This window comes from Pusillimonas sp. ANT_WB101 (genome assembly GCF_008369125.1).
GTDB lineage: Bacteria > Pseudomonadota > Gammaproteobacteria > Burkholderiales > Burkholderiaceae_B > Allopusillimonas.
The window spans coordinates 683,808-706,532 of sequence record NZ_VOAY01000003.1; the positions used below are offsets into that span (position 1 = coordinate 683,808).

At 57.5% G+C, this 22,725-nt stretch carries 20 protein-coding genes; 11 read left to right on the forward strand and 9 right to left on the reverse strand.

From position 1 onward, the window contains the following. Positions 1–984 carry an ABC transporter ATP-binding protein gene (locus tag FQ179_RS15880; RefSeq protein ID WP_149398261.1) on the forward strand — a complete coding sequence of 328 codons (984 nt, stop codon included), beginning with the start codon at positions 1–3 and terminating at the stop codon, positions 982–984. A gap of 111 nt (positions 985–1,095) precedes the next feature. On the opposite strand, the gene FQ179_RS15885 is transcribed toward FQ179_RS15880, so the two are convergent. Both FQ179_RS15885 and FQ179_RS15890 read right to left on the reverse strand, forming a co-directional pair. Then, a complete protein-coding gene (locus FQ179_RS15885; RefSeq protein ID WP_149398262.1) occupies positions 1,096–2,724 on the reverse strand; it encodes an MFS transporter in 1,629 nt (542 codons plus the stop codon). Positions 2,725–2,902: 178 nt separating this feature from the next. Then, positions 2,903–5,185, reverse strand: coding sequence for an NADP-dependent malic enzyme (locus tag FQ179_RS15890; RefSeq protein WP_149398263.1), 2,283 nt, complete (start codon positions 5,183–5,185; stop codon positions 2,903–2,905). Positions 5,186–5,370: 185 nt separating this feature from the next. Between FQ179_RS15890 and FQ179_RS15895 the strand changes: the two genes are divergently transcribed. Then, a complete protein-coding gene (locus FQ179_RS15895) occupies positions 5,371–6,357 on the forward strand; it encodes a LysR substrate-binding domain-containing protein (RefSeq protein WP_149398264.1) in 987 nt (328 codons plus the stop codon). A gap of 155 nt (positions 6,358–6,512) precedes the next feature. Then, entirely contained in the window at positions 6,513–7,373 is an 861-nt protein-coding gene (locus FQ179_RS15900; protein WP_149398265.1) for a sulfurtransferase, read from the forward strand. On the opposite strand, the gene FQ179_RS15905 is transcribed toward FQ179_RS15900, so the two are convergent. Beyond that, on the reverse strand, positions 7,370–8,032 hold the full coding sequence (locus FQ179_RS15905; RefSeq protein WP_149398266.1) for a 2OG-Fe(II) oxygenase: 663 nt from the start codon (positions 8,030–8,032) through the stop codon (positions 7,370–7,372). The two genes, FQ179_RS15900 and FQ179_RS15905, sit on opposite strands and share 4 nt — an antisense overlap. A gap of 616 nt (positions 8,033–8,648) precedes the next feature. Here FQ179_RS15905 and FQ179_RS15910 point away from each other — a divergent pair. From FQ179_RS15910 to FQ179_RS22765, 3 genes are all read left to right on the forward strand, one after another. Then, complete coding sequence (locus FQ179_RS15910) at positions 8,649–9,725, forward strand: aromatic ring-hydroxylating dioxygenase subunit alpha (RefSeq protein WP_149398267.1); 1,077 nt, start codon at positions 8,649–8,651, stop codon at positions 9,723–9,725. Positions 9,726–9,899: 174 nt separating this feature from the next. After that, complete coding sequence (locus tag FQ179_RS15915; protein WP_149398268.1) at positions 9,900–11,252, forward strand: esterase-like activity of phytase family protein; 1,353 nt, start codon at positions 9,900–9,902, stop codon at positions 11,250–11,252. Between the two features lie 192 nt (positions 11,253–11,444). Beyond that, positions 11,445–11,576: a hypothetical protein gene (locus FQ179_RS22765; RefSeq protein ID WP_255475015.1), complete on the forward strand. Its 132-nt coding sequence runs from the start codon at positions 11,445–11,447 to the stop codon at positions 11,574–11,576. A 156-nt stretch (positions 11,577–11,732) separates the two neighbouring features. On the opposite strand, the gene FQ179_RS15920 is transcribed toward FQ179_RS22765, so the two are convergent. Further along, a complete protein-coding gene (locus FQ179_RS15920; protein ID WP_149398269.1) occupies positions 11,733–11,915 on the reverse strand; it encodes a hypothetical protein in 183 nt (60 codons plus the stop codon). Positions 11,916–11,952: 37 nt separating this feature from the next. Between FQ179_RS15920 and FQ179_RS15925 the strand changes: the two genes are divergently transcribed. After that, positions 11,953–12,270, forward strand: a complete 318-nt coding sequence (locus FQ179_RS15925; RefSeq protein ID WP_370459887.1) for a TetR-like C-terminal domain-containing protein — start codon at positions 11,953–11,955, stop codon at positions 12,268–12,270. Here the strand turns inward: FQ179_RS15925 and copD are convergent. From copD to FQ179_RS15950, 5 genes are all read right to left on the reverse strand, one after another. Further along, positions 12,267–13,148 (reverse strand): copper homeostasis membrane protein CopD, encoded by an 882-nt coding sequence (copD, locus tag FQ179_RS15930; protein WP_149398271.1) that lies wholly within the window; start codon positions 13,146–13,148, stop codon positions 12,267–12,269. The two genes, FQ179_RS15925 and copD, sit on opposite strands and share 4 nt — an antisense overlap. Beyond that, positions 13,145–13,510: a copper homeostasis periplasmic binding protein CopC gene (copC, locus tag FQ179_RS15935; protein WP_149398272.1), complete on the reverse strand. Its 366-nt coding sequence runs from the start codon at positions 13,508–13,510 to the stop codon at positions 13,145–13,147. Before copC ends, copD begins: the two co-directional genes overlap by 4 nt. A 411-nt stretch (positions 13,511–13,921) precedes the next feature. Beyond that, the gene (locus tag FQ179_RS15940) at positions 13,922–14,422 is read right to left on the reverse strand and encodes an ureidoglycolate lyase (RefSeq protein ID WP_149398273.1); all 501 of its coding nucleotides are present in this window, start codon (positions 14,420–14,422) and stop codon (positions 13,922–13,924) included. Beyond that, positions 14,419–14,958: a 2-oxo-4-hydroxy-4-carboxy-5-ureidoimidazoline decarboxylase gene (uraD, locus tag FQ179_RS15945; RefSeq protein WP_149398274.1), complete on the reverse strand. Its 540-nt coding sequence runs from the start codon at positions 14,956–14,958 to the stop codon at positions 14,419–14,421. The genes FQ179_RS15940 and uraD overlap by 4 nt, the downstream gene beginning before the upstream one ends. Before the next feature lie 303 nt (positions 14,959–15,261). After that, complete coding sequence (locus FQ179_RS15950) at positions 15,262–16,215, reverse strand: LysR family transcriptional regulator (protein ID WP_255475017.1); 954 nt, start codon at positions 16,213–16,215, stop codon at positions 15,262–15,264. Positions 16,216–16,346: 131 nt separating this feature from the next. On the opposite strand from FQ179_RS15950, the gene xdhA reads away from it, so the two are divergent. Genes xdhA through guaD form a run of 4 tightly spaced genes read left to right on the forward strand, consistent with a single transcriptional unit; the run spans position 16,347 to position 22,614 of the window. After that, complete coding sequence (xdhA, locus tag FQ179_RS15955; protein WP_149398275.1) at positions 16,347–17,828, forward strand: xanthine dehydrogenase small subunit; 1,482 nt, start codon at positions 16,347–16,349, stop codon at positions 17,826–17,828. Positions 17,829–17,837: 9 nt separating this feature from the next. Continuing rightward, positions 17,838–20,219 (forward strand): xanthine dehydrogenase molybdopterin binding subunit, encoded by a 2,382-nt coding sequence (gene xdhB, locus FQ179_RS15960; protein WP_149398276.1) that lies wholly within the window; start codon positions 17,838–17,840, stop codon positions 20,217–20,219. 14 nt (positions 20,220–20,233) lie between these two features. Continuing rightward, entirely contained in the window at positions 20,234–21,289 is a 1,056-nt protein-coding gene (xdhC, locus tag FQ179_RS15965) for a xanthine dehydrogenase accessory protein XdhC (RefSeq protein WP_149398277.1), read from the forward strand. After that, positions 21,286–22,614 (forward strand): guanine deaminase, encoded by a 1,329-nt coding sequence (guaD, locus tag FQ179_RS15970; RefSeq protein ID WP_149398278.1) that lies wholly within the window; start codon positions 21,286–21,288, stop codon positions 22,612–22,614. Before xdhC ends, guaD begins: the two co-directional genes overlap by 4 nt. The last annotated feature ends 111 nt before the right edge of the window (positions 22,615–22,725 follow it).

Below are 22,725 nucleotides of genomic sequence, written 5' to 3' on the forward strand. Positions count from 1 at the left end.
ATGGATCCACAGTCTCCTGTTGTTCTTGCACTTGAGGACGTTGCCTTGCGATTTCCAGTGGGCACAGACTGGCGCGGGCGGCCAAATCGCTTCGCCCATGCGCTCAACGGCATTACCCTGGCTATTCGCAAAGGTGAAACCCTGGGCATAGTCGGGGAGTCTGGGTGTGGCAAGACGACGCTGGCAAATTTGCTGATGGGGCTGGTAGCGCCCACATCGGGCACCTTCAGTCGCGGCGATGCGCAGCTGCAGATTGTGTTTCAAGACCCACAGTCTTCCTTGGACCCTCGGTTGCCTGTGTGGAAACTGATTATGGAGCCCGTCATGATCGGGCAACGAGGCCGCACGGGCACAGCGCCTGCCCGCCAGCTTGATACTCGCGCCCTGCGTGAACGGGCGGGTGAACTGGCCGTTCAGGTGGGCCTGCGTCGTGAGCATCTTGGCCGTTACCCTCATGAGTTTTCGGGAGGACAGCGCCAGCGTATTGCCATTGCACGGGCCATGGCTTCAGAGCCTGATGTGATCGTGCTGGATGAGCCGACCTCTGCACTGGATATTTCAGTGCAGGCCCAGATACTGAATCTGCTTCAGCAATTGCAGACCGAGCGTAGCCTCACGTATGTGCTGATCTCGCACAACGTCTCGGTTGTGCGTCATATGTGTGACCGGGTCGCGGTCATGTATTTGGGGCAGGTTGTCGAGACGGGGCCTGCTGCAGCGGTGTTTGCACAACCTTTACATCCTTATACCCGGCTGCTGCTGGACTCTGTGCCGCGCATAGGCGAGCCGTTTCTGGACGGTGTGCCGCAGGACACTGAACTGCCCGGGAACCGCCAGTTGCCGCAGGGCTGCTTTTTTCGTGCGCGTTGCCCCCTGGCCACGACGGGTTGCGAGCTGCCGCAGGTGCTTGCGCCTGGTGGGCAAGCCGGCCATGAGTGCCGCTGCCATGTGATGTGCGCGCAGGCGGCCTTGCCCTCTGCGTAAGGCGCTATGGGTTAATTTTTGTCGACGTAACAGGCCAGGGTACCCTATGCCTGGTGGGCTGTGTGCTGACCGTGTTGCCCGGGCCTATAGCCGACGAACACGAGGGCATGTTTAGTGCAATCCCGTTTGTTCTTTGAGCGGTGTGTCATCGCCTACCGGCACAGTCTGGCGTTCTATCATACGGCGCACGCGTGGCGGCTCGGTTCCGCGATGCAAGGCCAGAATTTGATCAAAGACTTCGGCATCGGCTTGGGTGCGCCGCTGGTGATGGCGCACATACTCGACCCAGGTTGGTACGTGATAGCTTTCCGTCCAGATGCGAGGGTTTTCGAGATCACGCAGCAATGACCATTGACGAGCACCGTCGCGCAGGCGGATGCGTCTCCGCAGGGCCATCAGGCGCAGAAAGGCCTGGATGTCTGACTGCGCGATTTCGTAATCCAGGGTGATCAGAATGGGGCCGCTGCGTGACCGCAGATCAAGCTTGAGATCAGGTTCGTGGAAGCGGTCTAGCGGATCAAGATTGAGGGTGCCAAACTCGGGTAGTGCAAAGCGCAGACCCACCAGAGCGCCCACGACCAGCAGCCCGCCGGAGACCATTAATGATTGGTCTACGCCATGACTTTCGGCAATAACCCCCCACAGCCAGCTGCCGCCAGCCATGCCGCCAAAGGTGGCGGTTTGGTAAATGGCCAGCGCGCGGCCAACCACCCAGCGCGGTGTCGAAAGCTGCACCGTAACGTTGAACAGGGAGAGTGTCATGACCCAGCAGGCGCCTGCTGGCATGAGGGCTAGCCCGCTCAGCCATGTCTGGTGGCTGACGGCGAGTAGTGCGGCGCTGATGGCATAGCCGAGAAACGAGGCGCGCACAATGGTTTCATTGCTCCATGCCTCGCGAATACGCGCATTGAGCAGTGCGCCGATAATGGCGCCGGCGCCAAAACACCCCAGCAGCATGCCATAGGTAAAGGCCCCGCCTCGCACCAGATCGCGCGCCACCAGCGGCAGTAGCGCCAGCACGGATACGGCAGCCAGGCCGAATAAAAATGCGCGCATCATCACCTTGAGCAGATTGGGTGACATGATGATGTAGCGCAGACCGGCACCGATGGCGCTGCCAAAGGCCTCACGTGGCAGGGGGTTTATGGGGCGCTGGGGTTTCCAAAGATACAGTGCCCGAATCAGTGCGATATAACTGACTGCGTTCAGCGCAAACGCAAAGGCGGCACCGGCGACGGCCACAATCATGCCGCCGAAGGCCGGCCCTATGCTGCGCATCAGGTTGTAGCTCATGCTGTTGAGCGTGACAGCGCCCGGCAGGTCGCTGCGCGGCACGATATCGCCCATGGAAGCCTGCCACGAGGGGTTGTGGAGCGCCGTGCCGCAGCCGATGAAAAAAGTGAAGGCCAGCAGCAGCCACGGGGACAACAAGCCCGCGAACGCAAAGACGGCAAGTACGGCCGAGATGACGGCCATGAGAATTTGGGCCGTCAGCATGATGTTGCGGCGGTCGAAATTATCAGCAAGCGCCCCGGCTGCCAGCGAGAAAATCATGATGGGCAGGGTGGTGGCGGCTTGCACCAAGGCCACCATGTCATCGGAGTGCGAGATGGTGGTCATGAGCCAGCCTGCGCCCACGGCCTGAACCAGGCCGCCAAGATTGGACGCCAGTGTTGCCGTCCAGAGCGAACGGAAGGTGGCGTGTTGTAGAGGAGCCAACGGGGATGCTCTTCGAGGCATCTCGACTATCTCCTTGCATGCCGACCACGCATGCCATCTTGTATGGTGCTGCTACCCGCTGGGCCAAAGCCTGACCGACAGGTGATGCCGCTGTTTTTTATGTGATGTTTATTGTATCAGTCAGGAGGTCGCGATAGCGGTCACATGCTGCATGGCGCATGTGACCGCTATTCAGCCTTTAGCGGTTTGCGTCGAGTACAGTGAGCGCTGTCATATTCAGTATGCGTCGTACGCTCGAGCTTGATGTCAGAATGTGTACAGGCGCATTGGCGCCCAACAAGAATGGGCCAACCGCCACGTTGCTGCCTGCCACCGTCTTGAGCAGGTTGTAGGCGATGTTGCCGGCGTCTACATTGGGGCAAATAAGCAGATTGGCGCTGCCTTGTAGCGGCGAGTGCGGCAGAATGCGACGGCGCAGCGCCTCGTCCAGGGCGCAGTCACCGTGCATTTCGCCATCAATCTCCAAGTCGGGTGCCTGTTCGTTGACCAGTGCCAGCGCTTCCCGCATTTTGGCTCCAGACGACGAACTGCCCGAGCCAAAGTTGGAGCGTGACAGCAACGCTATTTTGGGCACAAGATCGAGTTGCTTGAGTTCATTGGCGGCGGCAATTGTAAGTTCGGCAATTTGTGATGCGGTCGGGTCTTCATTGACGTGGGTGTCGGCCAGCGCCACCGTGCGCTCGTTTAATAGCAGAATATTCATGGCGGCATAGGTCTGGGCACCGGGTTTTTTGCCGATAACCTCGTCGATGAAGCGCAGGTGTTCGTGGTATGAGCCCACTGTGCCGCAGATCATGCCGTCTGCGTCACCCAGATGCACCATCATTGCGCCGATGAGCGTCAGACGTCGACGCATCTCAACACGAGCCATTTCTTTGGGGATGCCGCGTCGGCACATTTTTTCCCAGTAGGTTTTCCAGTACTTGTCAAAGCGCTCGTCGTATTCAGGGTTGGTGACTTCGACGTCTTCGCCCAAGCGCAGACGCAAGCCGAATTTTTCGATGCGAGAAAGCAACACTGAAGGCCGGCCCACCAGAATGGGGCGAGCGATCTTTTCGTCAACGACGGCCTGCACCGCGCGCAGCACGCGCTCATCTTCGCCTTCGGTGAAAACGATACGGGTTTTGCCACCTTCGCGCACGAGTTGCCGCGCTGCGGAGAACATGGGCTTCATGAAGGCACCCGAGTGGTAAACAAACCGCTGCAGCCTTTCTACATAGGTTTGCATATCGGGCAGTGGGCGTGTAGCCACCCCGCTGTCCATGGCGGCCTGGGCCACCGCAGGTGCGATGCGCGAGATCAAACGCGGGTCGAAAGGCTTGGGAATAAGATACTCAGGCCCAAAAGACAGCCCATATCCGCCATAGGCGGCAGCGACCATTTCGTCTTGTTCTTCTTCGGCCAGGCCGGCAATGGCATACACCGCCGCTTTTTCCATCTCGCGGGTAATGGTTGTGGCGCCGACATCTAGCGCACCGCGGAAGAGATACGGAAAGCACAGCACGTTATTGACCTGGTTGGGGTAGTCGGACCGACCGGTGGCCATGACCACGTCATCGCGTACGCTGCGTGCTACATCGGGGTCAATTTCTGGATTGGGGTTGGCAAGTGCCAGAATCAGGGGGTTAGCGGCCATTTTTGCGACCATTTCGGGCTTGAGTACGCCTCCCGCAGACAGGCCCAGAAATACATCGGCACCATCAATGACGTCATTGAGTGTGCGCAGCTTGGTCTTGTGGGCAAAGCGGCTTATCTCAGGCCCCATGACGGTTTTGCGGCCTTCGTACACCACACCGTCTATGTCGGTAACCCAAATATGTTCGATCGGCAGGCCCAGATCGACGAGCAGGTCGAGGCAGGCCAGCGCGGCGGCACCGGCGCCCGAAGTAACCAGCTTGATCTTTTCGATGTCTTTGCCGACAACTTTCAGCCCATTGATGAACGCTGCGGCAACGGTAATGGCTGTGCCGTGCTGGTCGTCATGGAAGACAGGAATGCTAAGGCGGTCGCGCAATTTGCGCTCGACTTCGAAGCACTCTGGCGCCTTGATGTCCTCCAGATTGATGCCACCAAAGGTGGGTTCGAGCCCGGCAATGATCTCGACCAGTTTGTCGGGGTCAGTTTCGTTGATCTCAATATCAAAGACGTCGATACCAGCAAATTTTTTGAACAATACGGCCTTGCCTTCCATGACGGGCTTGGAGGCCAGTGGCCCGATGTTGCCCAAACCCAGCACGGCGGTGCCATTTGTGATGACACCCACAAGATTGCCCCGGGCGGTAAAACGTACTGCATTGGCCGGATCGGCGGCGATTTCCTCACAGGCGTAGGCAACGCCAGGGGTGTAGGCCAGGCCAAGATCGCGTTGGGAAATCAGCGATTTGGACGCCGTGACGGAAATTTTTCCAGGGATGGGAAACTCGTGGTAATTAAGCGCGGATTGTTTGTCTATGGTGGTCACGGGCGGTTCCTTGGCTGACTGGTGAATGCCAGCCGCCGTGAACAATGGCGGATCTGGCACAGGGGAGTTAGAGCGGCTGAACCAACTCAACCCCTTGATACCTGAATAGTCTAGCCCCTGCGCATAAGCAAATCATTTTAGATTAAGATGACATCATAAGTTTTTCCTTATAAGTGGCCTTGGATATGGTTTCGTTTGACGCAGACGGCGTAGTGCACAAGCTCAGAGGGCGTCTTAAAATTCGGCACCTTGCTCTGTTGCTGCAGATTGACAGGCACGGTTCACTCACACGTGTGGCCAGCAGCATGGCCACCAGTCAGCCTGCAGTTACCTATGCCTTGGCCGAGCTTGAAGATATGTTTGGCGCGCGGCTGTTTGACCGTTCGGCACGCGGTATGACGGCAACGGCGCAGGGCGAGGTGGCGCTTGCCTGGGCTCGCACCATGCTCAATGATCTTGACGCGCTCGCACTTGACATGGAGGCTGTGGCGGCGGGGCGGGATGCGCACCTTAATGTGGGGGCGACACCATTTATTCCGGGGCGCCTGCTTTCAACGGCAATTGGGCATACGCTTCCCGGCAGGCAGCGCCTGACGGTAACCATTCATGAAGCCACCAGCGAAGAGTTGCTGCCCATGCTGCGCGACCATGCGCTTGATTTCGCGATAGGGTGGGCGTCATCAAGCCTGAACATTGACGGCCTGGTGTGCGAGCCGCTGTTTCATCAAAGCCCCCGTCTTATCGCCAGCCGGCAACTGGCGGCGCGACTTGGGGCACGACGCCTCGATTGGGCTCAGCTTGCACAAATGGACTGGATACTCGGGCCGCGTCCTACACCTTTGCGCGAGCAGGTAACTGACATTTTTCTGCGCTCTGGCGTGACGCCGCCTTTGCCGGTGGTGGAGAGCTATTCATCCAGGCTTATTGGCGAAATGATTGCCAGTAGTGACAACGCGGTATCGATACTGCCGGCTGATGTGGCTGAAGAGCTGGTGCGTGTGGCCGGGGTGGCGATTGTGCCGTATTCATTTGACTGGACGCTGGCACCTGTTGTTTTGTTTTCGCGTAATGATGCGGTTCGGCGCCCTGCCGAAACGCTGTTCGCCGAGGCCTTGCGTGCATTGTGTGCGCAAACGGGTGAGTTTTCGGGGCGCAGGGCGTACCAGTATTAGGTGCTATGCGACCAGGTTTGTCTTTACCCAATGACCAGGCGCACTGGCTTGCCGATGTGTTCTCACGGCGGCTATGGCTGTTGGTCTTGATGCTCAAGTAGTATGCTTTTCGTGTGAGTTCACAACCTAAATACCGAGAAAAAGCGAAAACAACGATGACAAAATCTCCTCTTATTGATGCTGGTGCCCTTTCTGCACTGGTGCGTGACAAGAATGCCGACATTCTGGTGTGCGACTGTCGTTTTGATTTGGGTAACGTCGATGCGGGTAAGCAGGCCTATGCGCAAGGGCATATTCCGGGTGCTGTGTACCTGCATTTGGATCAAAACCTCAGTGCGCCAAAAACCGGCAGCAATGGTCGGCACCCCTTGCCCGAACGCGAAGACTTCGCTCGCTGCATGGCGGGGCTTGGGGTTAGCGACAGCACATTGGTCGTGTGTTACGACGCCGGCGATGCAATGACTGCGGCGCGCCTGTGGTGGATGATGCGCTGGCTGGGCCATGAGAAAGTTGTGGTGCTGGACGGTGGCCTGCGGGCTTGGGTGGAAGCGGGCAATGATCTGTCGACGGAGGCGCCCGTGGCTGCTGCGGCGGGCGATCTGACGCTGAAAAAGCCGTTGGTAAGCGTGGTTAATTACGAACAGGTTCTTGCCGACCTCAAAACGCACGAGCACGTGGTGGTCGACGCCCGCAGCGCCGACCGCTTCCGTGGTGAAAACGAAACCATAGACCCGGTAGGGGGGCATATTCCGGGTGCTCGCAACCGTTTCTTCAAAGACAATATTGCCGCCAATGGTCGATTCAAGCCGGCCGAGCAACTGCGCGCAGAGTTTGACGCCGTGCTGCAGGGCCAGCCCTCTGAGCGCGTTATTAATCAGTGCGGCTCAGGTGTCACGGCCTGTCATAACCTGCTGGCCATGGAGCTGGCCGGCCTGCACGGTTCTGCTCTGTACCCTGGTTCATGGAGCGAATGGTGCGCTCAGGCCACCGCGCCGGTGGCGACGGGGGCCGATTAAGGGTGTGCAGGCGTTGTTGCGACGCTGGGTAGCCCTGGAAGTGGCAGCGCGACCACGTCGTCGTTGCGGAACCACCCCGTTAGGCTCCAGCGTGGGCGCGTGCAGGGTAGTACCGCATGAGGGATGAGGTCGCTGCGAAACAGCACCAGCCTTCCGGGCATGGGCAGAATGCGTTGTGTTTCGTCTCCGTTTGTGCCCGGGGCATACAGACAGAGTTCGCCGCCTGACGAGGCATCCCATTGGGGGTTCAGATACAGCACCAGCGATATGCGCCGGTATGGTTGCCCGCGATGCTGATCCATGTGCCGTTTGTACCCCAGCCCTTGCCCATAACGCGCAAAATGAAACTCTGCCCGGCGCAGGCCCAGAAAGAAGTGCCGGTTCAGGGCCTGTTGCAGTATGTTTGCCCAGGCGAGAAACTGCTGGCACGCTTCGGACGCCATGTCTGACTCTAGCCACCAAATCGTGTCACCCCGTATTGCTGTGTTGCGCACGGGCTGGCTGGTTGTGCCAACGTGCGCATCTTGAAAGAGATCAGCCTGCCACGCCTGATCACCGGCTTGAAGAAGCCGTGTAACAAGCCCGTCGGGCATGACATTGTCTGCCATGGCCCAGCCATGGACTTCGAGGTTGTGGAACAGGGCGTCAAAGCTTGCCATGGGTGCACTTAAGTAAAGTCGCCGTATCGGCGAACCCGTGGCTACCGCGCTTAAAAAAATGGCGCAAGGGGCGGCAGCACGGGGGCAGTGCCGCAAAAAAGGCGGGGAGTTATTTTACGGTGATATGGAGTGCCCAGTACAGAGTTTTGTGGGGCACTTGCTAGGCGAGGCATGGGTGGGTGCGCTGTTGGGCGAACCTTAAAGCCAGAACATTGGCTGTTCAATTTACACGAAACTAGCAGGCGGCGCGTTCAGGCATAGTTATGGAAGGACTGAATAAGTCGGTTTTTAGCTGAGCCCGCTGCCGTAAATGATGGACTTTATTGATTTTATTTTTTCGGCGTCGGACTTGTTCATATAGTATGGACGCCTCCCCCCCCCGGCAACGGGGTCTGGCGACAGTCCTTAGACATCGTTGAAAACCTGATCTATCGCTGGCCGATACAGGGTCTGTCGTCTCGGTATATAGACAGCACGGGTTAAGGCAGGGCCTGGACGCAGCATTTCGTAGGCTCGCTCAATAATCATTAAAATGCTTGGATGAATGCCTCATTGTTCCCGCGCCGGTAAATTGCCAGCGCGCCGGGCGGGCGCATTTCTTTGTCTGGGGAAAACTATGTTTTTGAAAAACGCGTGGTATGTGGCCGCGCTGGCCGAAGATATCGGCCGAGATTTGCACGCTGTGAAAATGCTCAATGAAGACATCGTGCTTTACCGTAAATCAGATGGCCAGATTGCCGCGCTTGAAGATGCCTGTCCCCATCGTAAACTGCCGCTTTCCATGGGGCGTTTAAAGGGCGACACGGTGGAGTGCGGCTACCATGGGCTGGTGTTTGACTGCTCAGGTGCTTGTGTTCATTCGCCTGGCATGGCCCGGCCCTCAGCTGCCGCCGTTGTGCGCAGCTACGCCTGTGTGGAGCGGTACGGCTTTGTGTGGGTCTGGATGGGCGACGCCGCGCTCGCCGACCCGGCAAACATGGTTACGGTTGATCACTGGGGCGACCCGCAATGGGGCATGAACCGTGGCGATGCTATGACGGTGCACTGCAATTATCTTTACCTGACCGATAACTTGCTTGATCCCACCCATGTTTCGTGGGTGCATCAGTCGTCTTTTGGTAATGCCGATATTGTTGGCGTACCGCTGCAGATAGACATGGGCGATCACAGCGTTACGGTGTCGCGCTGGATGCGCAATGTTGAGGTGGCGCCGTTTTATGCCAAGTTTGTACGGTTTGAAGGGCGCTGTGATCGCAAGCAGCAGTATGAGGTGCGCTTTCCGTCGCAAGCCACTATTCGCGCTATTTTCAAACCGGCGGGGCAGGGTGCTGAAACAGCACCCTTTCATGAAGACGTATTTCTCATGGATTCCTACAATTTCCTGACCCCGGTCGATGACAGCACCACACGTTATTTCTGGTTTCAGATGCGCAATTTCAGCCCTGATGACGAGCAGGTGTCCAGCCAGTTTTCAGCAGATGTGCGCGATGCGTTTGCCGAAGATCGGGCTGTGCTTGAGGCGGTGCAGGCAGGCATGGCCAGAAGCCCCTCTAAGCTTAATCTTCCGCTTGATGCCGGGCCTTTACGCTTTCGCCGCAAGCTGCAGCAGCTGATTGACGCAGAGCAGACGCACCAGGCCGCGGTACCAGGCAGTCAAGCTACCCCGGTGAAGGGCGCAGAAGCGCTGCTCTAATTGCACGAAGCGGGGGCCAGCACATTCCCATGCTGGGCCCTGTTCGTGCTGTCTGGGTTTGGCACGGCCTTCTCCGGGTCGGTCGGACGATAGCGAAAAATCAACCATTGTCACCACCACGTCATCTTCCCTGTTCAGACTAGCGCTTTGTTTGAACTCACTTGGGAAGTAAAAATGACGTATTGCGCAAAGTCTTTGCTTGTGATGGCGCTGGCTGGTTTTTCGATGGCGGCCGCTGCCCAGCAGCAGACCCCCACCGTGCTCAAAGGGCATGCTTTGCTGCCTGCAAACGCCACGGTGGCGTCGCCTGAGGACGCGCCTGCTGATTTGAAAAATGCGGGCAAGTACACGACACGGAAACGGGTTGAAAAGCTTGGATCGGTTATGGGCAAGTCAGCCGACCGTGAAACAGGTATGGCGCTTCCTATTGAAGGCCAACCTTTGCAGGGCCATTCGGGCATCAAGGTTATGCCTGACGGCAGTGTATGGATAGTGACCGACAATGGTTTTGGCAACAAGGCCAATTCCATGGATTCTATGCTTTACCTTAATCACTATGACATCGATTGGAAGAGCGGCAGTTTCAAGCTGCGTGAAACGGTGTTTTTAAGTGACCCGGATCGCAATGTACCCTTCCGTATTGTGCATGAAGACTCAAAAACGCGGTATTTGACGGGGTCTGATTTTGACCTTGAGAGCTTCCAGCCGATTGGCGAGCATATTTGGCTGGGTGAGGAGTTTGGGCCACACCTTATCAAGGCAGATAAAACCGGCAAAGTGCTGGCGGTGTTTGATACCGAGGTGGATGGTGTGGCAGTCAGGTCACCCGACCACTATGCGGTAAGCTCGCCGGGTGCCCCCGATGCCCGCTACCAGGGTGTAAACCTGAAGCGATCTAAAGGCTTTGAAGGTATGGCGGCGTCGAAAGATGGGAAGTTTTTGTATCCCATGCTTGAGGGCCCGTTGTGGGACGATAAGGCTGGCGCGTATGAAACTGTGGACGGCAAAACGGCTTTGCGGGTTCTGGAGTTTAGCGTGGCAGATGAAAAGTGGACAGGCCGTTCATGGTTTTATCCACTCGAAGCGGGCCACCACGCTATTGGGGATATCAATATGATCGATGCCGATACGGCGTTGGTTATTGAGCGCGACAATAATGAAGGTACGCCAGATAAGGCTTGCGCACCGGGTGCCGACACGTCGACGTGCTTTTCAAGCTTGCCCAAGTTCAAGCGTGTTTACAAGATTGAGATGTCTGACGCTACCGTGGGCAAAGCTGTGCGCAAGATCGCCTACATTGATCTGCTGGCAATACAAGACCCTGGTGGCAAGGCACGTAAGCGGCTGACGGAGGGTGTGTTGCAGTTTCCGTTCTTTACGATCGAAAATGTGGATATCGTGGATGATGAACATATTATTGTCGGCAACGATAATAATTTCCCGTTTTCGTCGAGCCGCGACCCTAACGTGCAGGACGACAACGAGTTGGTGCTTCTTTATGCCAAGGGCTTGATCGAGGCCAGGTAAGCCTGCCGGTATCTTTAGTACTCGTTTGATTCGACGGGCAGTGGCGCGTCTGCTGCCTGTCGTTTTCTGCGCTTAACTTCTTTACGGCTTCAGCAGGTGCCACATCCTCATGCCTCGCATTCCTCAAATGCCATGGCTGCGACGGTCTATGGCTTAGAATCCTTATACGGCAGGCACAACTGGGAGGGTGGCATGACAACAGGCGAATGGATTGCGGTGGGTATTTTTGTATTTGGGCTGGGGTGCTCGGCGTCGCTTTTCTGGTGGCTGATGCGGATTGTTCGGCGCGATAGTCGCAAGTCGGAAGGTGAGGGCCCTCGTTAGGGCTTGTGCTGCCATACAGTGGTTCTTTTGACGCTTTTGTGCGGGCTTGCACCCCCGCTCAGGCACGTGCGCGCGGCGCATTCCTAACCCCGTCAAACCGCCTCAACCCGCACGAAGACGGCGGCGTGTGGTTTGATGAGCGCGCTTTGGAGCTGATCACGCCCGCGCGCGACGGTGCGACCTGAAACCCATACCTATCAGTGCAATCGAGGCCAGGGCAATTAAAGCTGCACCATAGTAAATGGCGACTGGCTCCAACCCCATGAAGCCGGTCGCAATACCCGCCAAAATAGCCGGAACGCAAAAGGCCAGGTAACTCATGATGTAAAACGCTGCCATCAGCCCTGCTCGTTCGTGTGGTTGCACCACCGGCAGCATTGCTACCGATTTGCATGCCTGGGCAGAGCAATTCTTCGAAGAGATGACTTCCGAACCTGGCAAGGCCATGGTTCGTGACGTCATTGCAAGTACAGCTGGCGTTGGTGCTCCGGTCCCATGTTCTGCGTTTACGCGCGAGCAAATACAGACCATGCTGGCACGTGCAGCAAGCCGCGGCGAAGCAGCGCCAGATATGGATACCGTTATGGACCGATTTGTAGCGCCAGTTATGTATCGCAATCTATTCCAGAGCGAGCCCATGAGCGCCGAACGTGCGCGGGCGCTTATTCAGTCTTGCCTGGACAATAGCGACTAAACCGGCTCAAGCAGGCCCAGCACCGAAACAAGGGCAAGCACGATGATTGCAACCGTGAGTTCGCCCAGCGTGCCTCGCACCAGCGCCTTGGCGGCAAGATCGGGCTTGCCTGAAAACCGGGGCACCCAAAGATAGCGATTACTGACAGCCATCAGAACCATGGCCAATGCCAGGCATATTTTTAGGCCGAGCAAGGCCTGATAGGGCGAATGCCAGTGCAGCGGCCATTGCCCAAGCACAAAAAACGTATTGGCGGCACCGGTGAGCAACACGCCTGCTACGGCGAAATGACCAAACAGCGAGAATTGTCGCAGCGCATGACCGGCAGCCTCACGCAGATCGGCGTGCTTCATGGCCCGCAGCAGCCCCACCAACGGCACCAGGCTGCCTACCCAGGCGCCTGCGCACACTACATGCAAAGCCTGGCTCAAACGCATTGCTGTCCCCAGCAAACCCTCATGCATAGCGGCATGGCCGGCAAGCGCGGTCAAAGCCAGAGCAATACCCGCCCACGCAGCAATCACAAGATTTTGCCTGGCGGCCAGAACAGCAATCAGCGTAGCCACTACGAATAGCAGCCGTACCAGCCAGACCTGACCGAACTCAGTCTGGAACAACACAATTTTGAGCAGAGAAATATCCACTGCCGACGACCATCCGTCGCCCACTGAAACAAGCTGAAGGCATATTAGGGACAGCAGTGCTAGCAAAGCAATGCCCGCAGCCCAGCACTGGGCCAGATGCACAGCGCGTTTATTGAAGCTGGCTTGCACGGTAGTGCGTGCCAGCGCCATCATGCCGCTGCCGCCAAACAAAAAAAACAACGCCGCATCACCCGCCAGACGGCTTGCAGCCATCGCGGCGGTTAGTGAGATCACGGCTTAACGGTGAACGTATAGCTGCCTTTAGACTTGTGGCCATCTTTGGCTAATACATGCCAATTGACCGTATAGGCACCAGGCTTCAGGGGTTGCGGTACAGGCACCAGCAATGTTTTGTCGTCGCCTTTTGCCGTTTGCGCCTTACCCAACTCTATCGGTGCACTTTCACCCGCAGTAAGCGCAACACCCGAAAGAGCAGGTTCCAACCCCTCAGTAAAGTGCAAGGCCAGCTCTGCAGGAGACCCCACCGTAGCGTCCTGGGCAGGCGTCGCTGATTCAAGATGGGCATGGGCCGATGCCACAGACAACCACCCCAAACTTAGCAGCAGCCCAGCCGCCATCTTCATTGCGTACTTCATACATGACTCCGTAGACCGAGAGGCGCTACACACCCCAATCTGGCTACTTTACATCCGGGCTACGGAACACGCCAATGGATCGTCGCTGCGCTCGCGCACTAACGGCGTTTCAGTCGACACACATCCACTTTTCCAAACGACATACCGCAGCCTTCGTTCGGGTTGGGGCTGTTTGACGGGGTTAGGAATGTGCCACGCGCACGTGCCTGAGCGGGGATGCAAGGCCGCAACTGTTCGAGCGGGACGCGTGTCTGGAGCCCAGTGGGCTCCAGACACCGCGAGTTTTGCGGCCGCCCCGATCAGGTGCGGACGTGTGGGAAGTCGGGCACCGCCCGACCGCATGACGGCCGGAAAACAGCCCCAACCCGAACGAAGGCGTCAAAAGTACCCAATGCAGCCACTCTACAAAACTCAGAACGGCAGAATCTGACGACTTTCCGTCAAAGTAATCACATCACAATTATCACCAGGCCCACTACGGTCAATAACAAGAAAATCAGCAACATCCTCTAACGCAAGCAAAGGATGATGCCAGACCCCCTTGGCATAATTAACCCCCTGATCCCCCCGACACAAAAACAAACGAAGATCATTCGGGCCAGGCGGATCACCCGCAGGTGCCACAACAACCAGGTAAGGCCGACCATTGAGCGGAATAAACGCCTGACTCGCGCGCGGGTGACGCTCCATCATGCTTACCGTAAACGGCAACGTGCGCGGCTGACCACGAAAGATAGAAACAATAGCCTTGCCCTGCTCACCAGGCTCGATATTGGCCAAATCATGATAGCGCTCGGTATTGCCATCGTTGATCGTGAAATGGTTGACATCATCCGTAGCTTCAATAACATCCCCAAACGACGCAAAGCCAGCCTGAGTCAGCGTTTCTACAGTAAGGTAAGGTGTGCTCATGCCGCTTCTCCGCCCAGCAGGCTGTCTAGCCGAAACCGGGCAATCTTGCCGATTTCGCGCAAACAGGCAGTAAGCTCGGTATCGCGATCATTGCGCAAACGTGACTCGATGGCATCCATGATTTGGTAACGGCTCAGACCCTTGACCGCAACGACAAACGGAAAGCCAAAGCGCTCGCGGTAGCTGGCATTGAGCTGACGCAGCCGATGCAACTCTTCTGCACTGCACTGATCTAGCCCCGCACCGCGCTGTTCATCGGTCGACGCCGTGGTCAGCGTACCGCTGGCCGCCTCTTTGCCAGCAAGCTCAGGGTGGGCGCTGATCAACGCCAGCTTCTTCTCGCCAGCAGCCTGGTCTACAACCTGCGTCATCGCGGTATGCAAGGCCTGTACGCTGGCAAACGGGCGTGCTTGCCATGCATTCTTGGCAATCCACGGAGAGTGTTCAAAGATATCACCGAGCCGTTCAGTAAACGCCTCTTGTGAAAGTGAAGAAAGCTCATCGAGAGTAAGGGCTGGCGCCTGGGTTTGCGTCATGGTTGGCTCTTGGGTTGGAGAGTGTTTTTTATCGGATTGAAATCGTGATGGGCCAGAGGGCATAAGCGTGCATGGTGGGCGTGCTTACCATGGGTAGTGTACGAAGACTTTGCGGGTTGCGACAGCGCCAAGTTTAATAACGCATATAGGCGAGCACGTATCTGCCGATGTCTGACCCGTTTGTTGTTTGTGCGCAAGGCCGCTACTTGCCTGGGCGAGGCGGTCAGCGACGCGGCTACCTCTGACGCGCAACTATTAACTGCAGATTGAGTCTGCAGCAATATGGGCTGGAGCGCGGTCGCCTTAGCCAGCAAGCCTGGCAGCCACTTCAGTAATACGCCGGCGCAGCCAGACGATTTCAGGCGCTTGATGCGCGCGTTCGTGCCAGAGCTGATAAAAACGCATGGGTGGAAATTTAATTGGTGACTCAAGCACTTTTACAGGCAGGTAGCGTGCATAGTGCTGAGCAAACTGTCGCCCTGTTGTAAACACCATGTCGGTGGACATCAGTATGTAAGGCACAAGCCCAAAGTACGGAATCGTCATTTGAATGTTGCGCTTGTGGCCGTGCTCGGCCAGGTAACCATCGATAAAACTGGTGCGCTCTGACACATAAGGGGTAGGTGCCAGATGCTTCATGTTCAGATAATGCTTGAGGCTAATGCCTTTTTTCGCCAGTGGGTGGTGCAGGCCCAGCATGCAGACGACCTCGTCTTCAAATAACTGAGAAGTATGCAGTTGCGCTGGAGGTGCCAGCCAGTTGCCCACCACAATATCCAGCGCACCGCTTCCAAGTGCGCCCTGGTAGTCGAACTCTGCATTAATGGGGTGCACGATAAGGCGGGCCGCCGGTGCCTGCTTGAACAGCATCTCGGCAATATTGGGCAAAAACAAAGCATCCAGGTAATCGGGTGCCCCGATTTTAAATTCGCGCGTGGTTTGTATGGGTGAAAAATCAGAGGGGGCTTGAGTGATGCGGTCTATGGCTTCCAGCGCTTCGGCGGTATGAACCAAAATCTCGCGCGCTCTTTCGGTGGCGACCATGCCATTTTTGCACCGCACCAAGAGAGGATCGCCCGTAATGGCCCGCAGGCGACGCAACGAGTTACTGACCGCGGGCTGCGACAAACCCAATTTGATGGCCGTACGCGATACGCTCTGCTCGGTGAGCAGTACATGCAAAACCCGTAGCAGAGAGGTTTCTATCGGTTCACGCTGTCGTTCCATAAGGGGATTATGTCGTGAAGGGGTAGGCATGCCTAGTGGCCAGCAAGCCAGTCAGGCTGGGCGTGCTTGCGGCATGAAGTGATAGTCATCATCATCGCCTGCAAATGTCGTCGGCCCTATCGGGTGCTATGTTGGCTAAAAGCTATCTTAAAAGGCCTGTCATGGAGACAAACACCATCCGCCTTTATTATCGCGGCCAAATTCACGAAGTGGCGGGCAAGCCCACCACGTGCACACTATTACAGTTTCTTCGCGAAGACCTCCGTCGTACCGGCACCAAAGAAGGGTGTGCCGAAGGCGATTGCGGCGCGTGCACGGTAGTGGTCGGTGAACTGGATGAAAACGGCGGCGTAAGCCTTAGGGCCATTAACGCCTGTATTCAGTTTCTGCCTGCGCTCGATGGCAAGGCCATTTTCACGGTTGAGGATTTGCGCCAGCCTGACGGTGCACTGCATCCCGTTCAACAGGCCATGGTTGACCTGCATGGTTCGCAGTGCGGCTTTTGCACGCCCGGATTCGTGATGTCGATGTGGGCGCTGTATCTTGATCACGACCCCACGGGTCCGAAGCCCGATCGATTGCAAATCAATACCGTCTTGTCTGGCAACCTGTGTCGCTGTACGGGTTATCGTCCTATCATCGATGCGACCCAGGCCATGTTCGACTTGCCGCGCATTGACTTTGACCGGGCAGGTTTGGCCAGCGCGCTGACATCGATGCAACGTCAACAACCGCTTGAGTATCACGCAGGCGATCAGGTGTTTCATGCCCCGCGTACGCTTACTCAACTGGCACAGACGCGTGTTGAGCACCCCGACGCCCGCATCGTGGCAGGCAGTACAGACGTGGGCCTGTGGGTCACCAAGCAGATGCGCCAATTGCCTCATCTTATTTACGTTGGGCAGGTGGCGGAACTGCGCGCCATTACGCAAACAGGTGATCATCTTTATATCGGTGCAGGCGCATCGCTTAATGATGCGTACGGCAAATTGGTACAGCATTATCCGCAGCTCGACGAAATGCACCGGCGGTTTGCGTCACACCCTATTCGCAATGCCGGCACGCTGGGCGGCAACCTGGCCAACGGTTCGCCCATTGGTGACTCCATGCCCGCGCTCATCGCACTGGGCACGCGTATCGTGCTGCGAAAAGGTAAGCGTCAGCGCGACATGCCACTTGAAGATTTTTACCTTGATTACCAGAAAACCGCGCTGGAAGAAGGTGAATTTGTCGAAGGCATGCAGGTGCCGCTTTCCGCGCCCCAGCAACGTTTTCGCACCTACAAGTTGTCCAAACGATTTGATCAGGACATCTCGGCCGTGTGCGCGGCCTTTGCGATTGCGCTTGACGGCAACACGATAACGGCGGCGCGTCTTGCATTTGGTGGTGTCGCGGCAACGCCCAAGCGCGCCACACAGGCAGAGCAGGCACTTGAGGGCCAACCCTGGACGGAAGCGACGGCGAAAAAGGCCATGCAGGCGCTGGCGCGTGATTACGCCCCCTTGACTGACATGCGCGCTAGCAGTGCATACCGCCTGCTGGGTGCGCAAAATCTGTTGTTGCGCTTTTATTTTGAGACCCGTTCTGACGCGCCGCTGGCTGCACATGAAACGAATGTGTTTGCCGCCGTTGACGCGCTGTGAGGTGACACCATGAATACGCAGACAGAAGCGTTTATGGCTGACCCGGTTAATGCCGGCACAGGCAAGGCGACGGGGCAGTCGCTGCCGCATGAATCCGCCGCATTGCATGTGAGCGGCGAAGCCACTTACACCGATGATATCCCCGAGCTGCACGGCACGGTGCATTGTGCACTTGGCCTTTCAGCCAAGGCGCATGCGCGCATTGTGGCCATGGATCTTGAGCCCGTGCGCAAGACGCCTGGCGTGGTCGCCGTGCTGACAGCCAGCGACATACCGGGCGAAAACAACTGTGGCCCGGTCATTCATGATGAGCCGGTGCTGGCTGATGATCGGGTTCAGTATATTGGCCAGCCCATGTTCGCCGTCATTGCTGAATCTCACGATGCAGCGCGCCGCGCGGCACGCCTTGCGCAGGTCAGTTATGACGTGTTGCCGTCGGTGCTGACGCCGCAGCAAGCCAAGGCAGAAAACGCCATGGTATTGCCGCCGCTGCACATGCGTCGAGGTGATCCGGAAGTCGCCATTTCGCACGCGCCGCACACTCTGCGTGGCACGTTTGAATGCAACGGACAAGAACAGTTTTACCTCGAAGGGCAAATATCTTATGCGGTGCCCAAAGAAGGGCAAGGTGTGCATGTATGGTGTTCGACCCAGCACCCCAGTGAGATGCAGGCAGTCATTGCTCATGCCTTGGGCTGGCACTCGCATCAGGTCTTGGTTGAGTGCCGCCGCATGGGTGGAGGGTTTGGTGGCAAGGAATCGCAGTCAGCGCTGTTCGCCTGTGTCGCGGCTGTTGCTGCCACACGGCTTAACCGCCCGGTAAAGCTGCGGCTCGATCGTGATGATGACTTCATGATTACGGGCAAGCGCCATGGCTTTTATTACGAGTACGCCGTGGGCTTTGACGGCACAGGGCGCATTCTTGGGGCACTGCTAGACATGACGCTGAGAGCTGGGTTTTCGGCGGACTTGTCTGAGGCGGTGGCCACGCGGGCCATGTGCCATGTCGACAATGCTTACTACCTGCCTGACGTAGATATTCGCAGTCTTTGTGGCAAGACCAACTCGCAGTCAAATACCGCGTTTCGCGGCTTTGGTGGGCCGCAGGGTGCGTTGATTACAGAGGTTATTCTCGACATGATTGCGCGCAAGCTTGGCCGCGATGCCCTGGATATACGGCGTGCAAATTTCTATGGTGACAAAGGCCGCGACACGACGCCTTATGGGCAGGCGGTCACCGACAATATTCTGCACCCGCTGGTCGATCAGCTTGAAGCCGACAGCAACTACCGTGCGCGCCGTGAGGCTGTGCGCGCGTTTAACCGCAACAGCCCGGTGCTCAGGCGCGGTCTGGCGCTGACGCCGGTAAAGTTCGGCATCTCGTTTAACGTGCCAGCCTTTAACCAGGCAGGCGCGCTGGTGCACGTTTACCGTGATGGCTCGGTGCTGGTAAACCATGGCGGAACCGAAATGGGGCAGGGCTTAAACACCAAGGTTGCCCAAGTGACCGCCAGCGAACTGGGCTTGCCCATGGAGCGAGTGCGCGTCACCGCGACCGATACCAGCAAGGTTGCCAACACCTCGGCCACGGCGGCATCTACCGGCACCGACCTGAACGGCAAGGCGGCGCAGGATGCCGCAGCGCGCATACGACGACGCCTGGCCAGCGTGGCGGCAGACAAGTGGGGCGGCAAACCTGACGACGTGGTGTTTGCCGATGGCAAGGTCGCCGTCAACGGCCAAAGCGTGCCTTTTGTTGAGGTTGTGGACGCTGCCTACTGGGCCCAGGTGCAGTTGTGGTCGGAAGGCTTTTACGCAACACCCGGCATACGCTGGGACAAGCAAACCATGTCGGGCGAGCCTTTTTTTTACTTCGCATATGGCGCTGCCGTGTCTGAGGTGATTATCGATACGCTGACCGGTGAATGGAAGCTGGTGCGGGCCGATGCACTGCACGATGTGGGCCAGTCTATTAACCCCGCACTGGATATTGGCCAGATCGAAGGTGCGTTCATTCAGGGCATGGGCTGGCTTACAACTGAAGAGCTGGTCTGGAACCAGGAAGGGCGGCTTATGACGCATGCACCATCCACGTACAAAATACCGTCGATCAGTGATTGCCCAACTGACTTTCGTGTCAGCCTGTACAGCAACCGCAACGCCAAGGATACGGTTTTCCATTCCAAGGCCGTGGGTGAGCCCCCGTTGCTGTTGCCATTTAGCGTATTTAACGCCATACGGGATGCGGTGGCCAGCGTGGCTGACTATTGCCATGAGCCGCAGCTTAATGCGCCAGCCACGCCGGAAGCTATTTTGAATGCAGTGACTCAACTGCGTTTGCAGGAGAGCGAAATAAACGCCTCCCATCTCGTGAGCGGCAGCGCATCTTAAGAGGAAAGGGGGCGATGAAGGACTGGATTAGCACAGCCTTGCACTTGATCGCGCACAACGGTGCCGTGGTGCTGGTCACCGTGGCCAGGGCGGAAGGATCAACGCCGCGCGAGGCGGGCGCAAAAATGCTGGTTGCTGCAACGGAGCAGCGCCTGACCATAGGTGGCGGGCATCTTGAGTGGCGCGCCGCCGACATTGCCCGCAACATGCTGCAGGTCGGCAATACCGCCTGCGGTGTTGAGCGCATGGCCCTGGGCCCCAGCCTGGGGCAGTGCTGTGGTGGCGTGGCCACCTTGGCGTTTGAATTACTCACAGCCTCCGATATCACGTGGCTGCAGGCCTTGCAGCAGACATTGCAGGCTGGCCGTGCATGCCTGCGCACCCGCACCTTGCGTGGTGCAAACAACGGGCATGCGGGGCCGGTTTCCGTCACGACGTTAGGCCCAGATGATGCATGGCCTAGTACTGGCAGGCATCAGCGTTGTGTGCTCACAGACATGGGTGGCAGGCTATCCATGACAGAGCTGTTGGCGCCCCCCGAGATGCACGTGGTATTGTTCGGCGCCGGGCATGTGGGCCAGGCCATTGTACGTGTGTTGGCTACGCTACCCTGCACGGTAACGTGGGTGGATGAGCGTGACGCGCAGTTTCCGGGAAACGTACCAGAAAGCGTAACAATAGAAGCCACCGACACACCTGAAGCCGTTATTGATCAGGCCCCTGCCGGCAGCTTCTTTCTGGTGATGACGCACTGCCATGCCTTGGATCAACGTCTTTGTCAGCAAATTTTTCGACGTGATGACTTTGCGTATTTTGGGTTGATTGGCTCACGCTCAAAGCGACGCAAGTTTGAGCGACGGCTGACCGAGCGCGGTGTGCCGCCCGAGCGGCTGGCACAGATGACGTGCCCGGTTGGCATAGAAGGCATTCTGGGCAAGGCCCCTGAAATCATTGCCATCGCGGTGGTTGCGCAGCTGCTGCAAACGCAAGCGTTGCGTGCACGCGGCGAGGGAAACGCTGCCCACTTGCCGATGAACATGCCTATGTATATTTCTGAAGAGAGTTTATGAGTATCAAGTCTGTACCCCATGACGCTGAAAGTGCCGCATCCTGTGTTGCCTATCGCGCCCACATTCTGTATTTCAGGGGGCGTCCAGCCTCTTCTGGCGAAGACGACGCCACGATTAGCCTGGAAGACGGCCTGCTGGTGGTTGAGGACGGCCGGATTGCGCAGGTGGGCGACTATGACACCTTGGCGCCGGCACTTGATGCAGACACCGAAATTGTAGATTGGCGCGGCAAGCTGATTATGCCGGGCTTTATCGATACGCACGTTCATTATCCACAAACCGATATCATTGCCTCACCGGCGACGGGGCTGCTCCCCTGGCTTGAAACATACACCTTCCCAACCGAAGCGCGTTTTGGTGACCCGGCCTATGCGACCGATGTGGCTCGCTTCTTTGTTGATGAGCTGCTGCGCTGCGGCACCACGACGGCGCTGGTGTATTGCACGGTGCATCCAGAGTCGGCTGACGCACTGTTTACCGAAAGCCATGCCCGTAATATGCGCATGGTGGCGGGCAAAGTCATGATGGACAGAAATTGCCCCGAATACCTACGCGATACGGCCGAGTCGGGGGCGCGTGACAGCGAGATGCTGATACAACGCTGGCATGGCAAGGGACGCCAGATGTACGGGCTTACGCCGCGCTTTGCACCCACGTCGACCGAAGCGCAGTTGGCGGTGTGCGGCGAGCTGGCGCAGCAATACAAAGATGTGTTCATCCAGAGCCATGTCGCCGAGAACGCCGACGAAATTAAATGGGTGTCCGAGCTTTTCCCGCAAGCCCGCAGCTACCTTGATGTGTATGACCGCTTTGGCCTGTTGCGCCCTCGGGCTGTGTACGGTCACAGTATCTGGCTGGATGAAACTGATCGCATGCGCATGCGCGACACAGGGGCGGTGGCGGCGCATTGCCCGACCTCAAATCTGTTTCTGGCCAGTGGGTTGTTTGACTTTGCGGCGGCCGATGCCGCCGGCATGGCATACACACTAGCCACAGATGTGGGCGGCGGCACCTCATTTTCTATGCTGCAGACCATGAACGAGGCGCATAAGGTTGCGCGCATGTCGGGCAGCCACCTGAGCGCACACACCATGCTTTATCTTGCCACCGAAGGGGCAGCGCAATCACTTGATCTGGGTGGCACCATAGGCACGCTGGCGCCGGGCGCCGAGGCAGATTTTGTGGTGCTTGACCCTCACGCCACCCCCTTGCTGGCGCGCCGGACGGCGCGGGCAGAGTCGCTTGAAGAACTCTTGTTTGCACTCGTCATGCTTGGCGACGACCGAACCATTGCGGCCACCTATGTGGCGGGGCGTAAGATGTAGCGTGATGGGTCACGCCTTACACCCTGCTTCTGGTCACGATAATCCATTAACATAGAAAGACCTTGCTACACGTTGGCAGGGGTGGTGGTATGGCTCATAGCGGGGGCAATC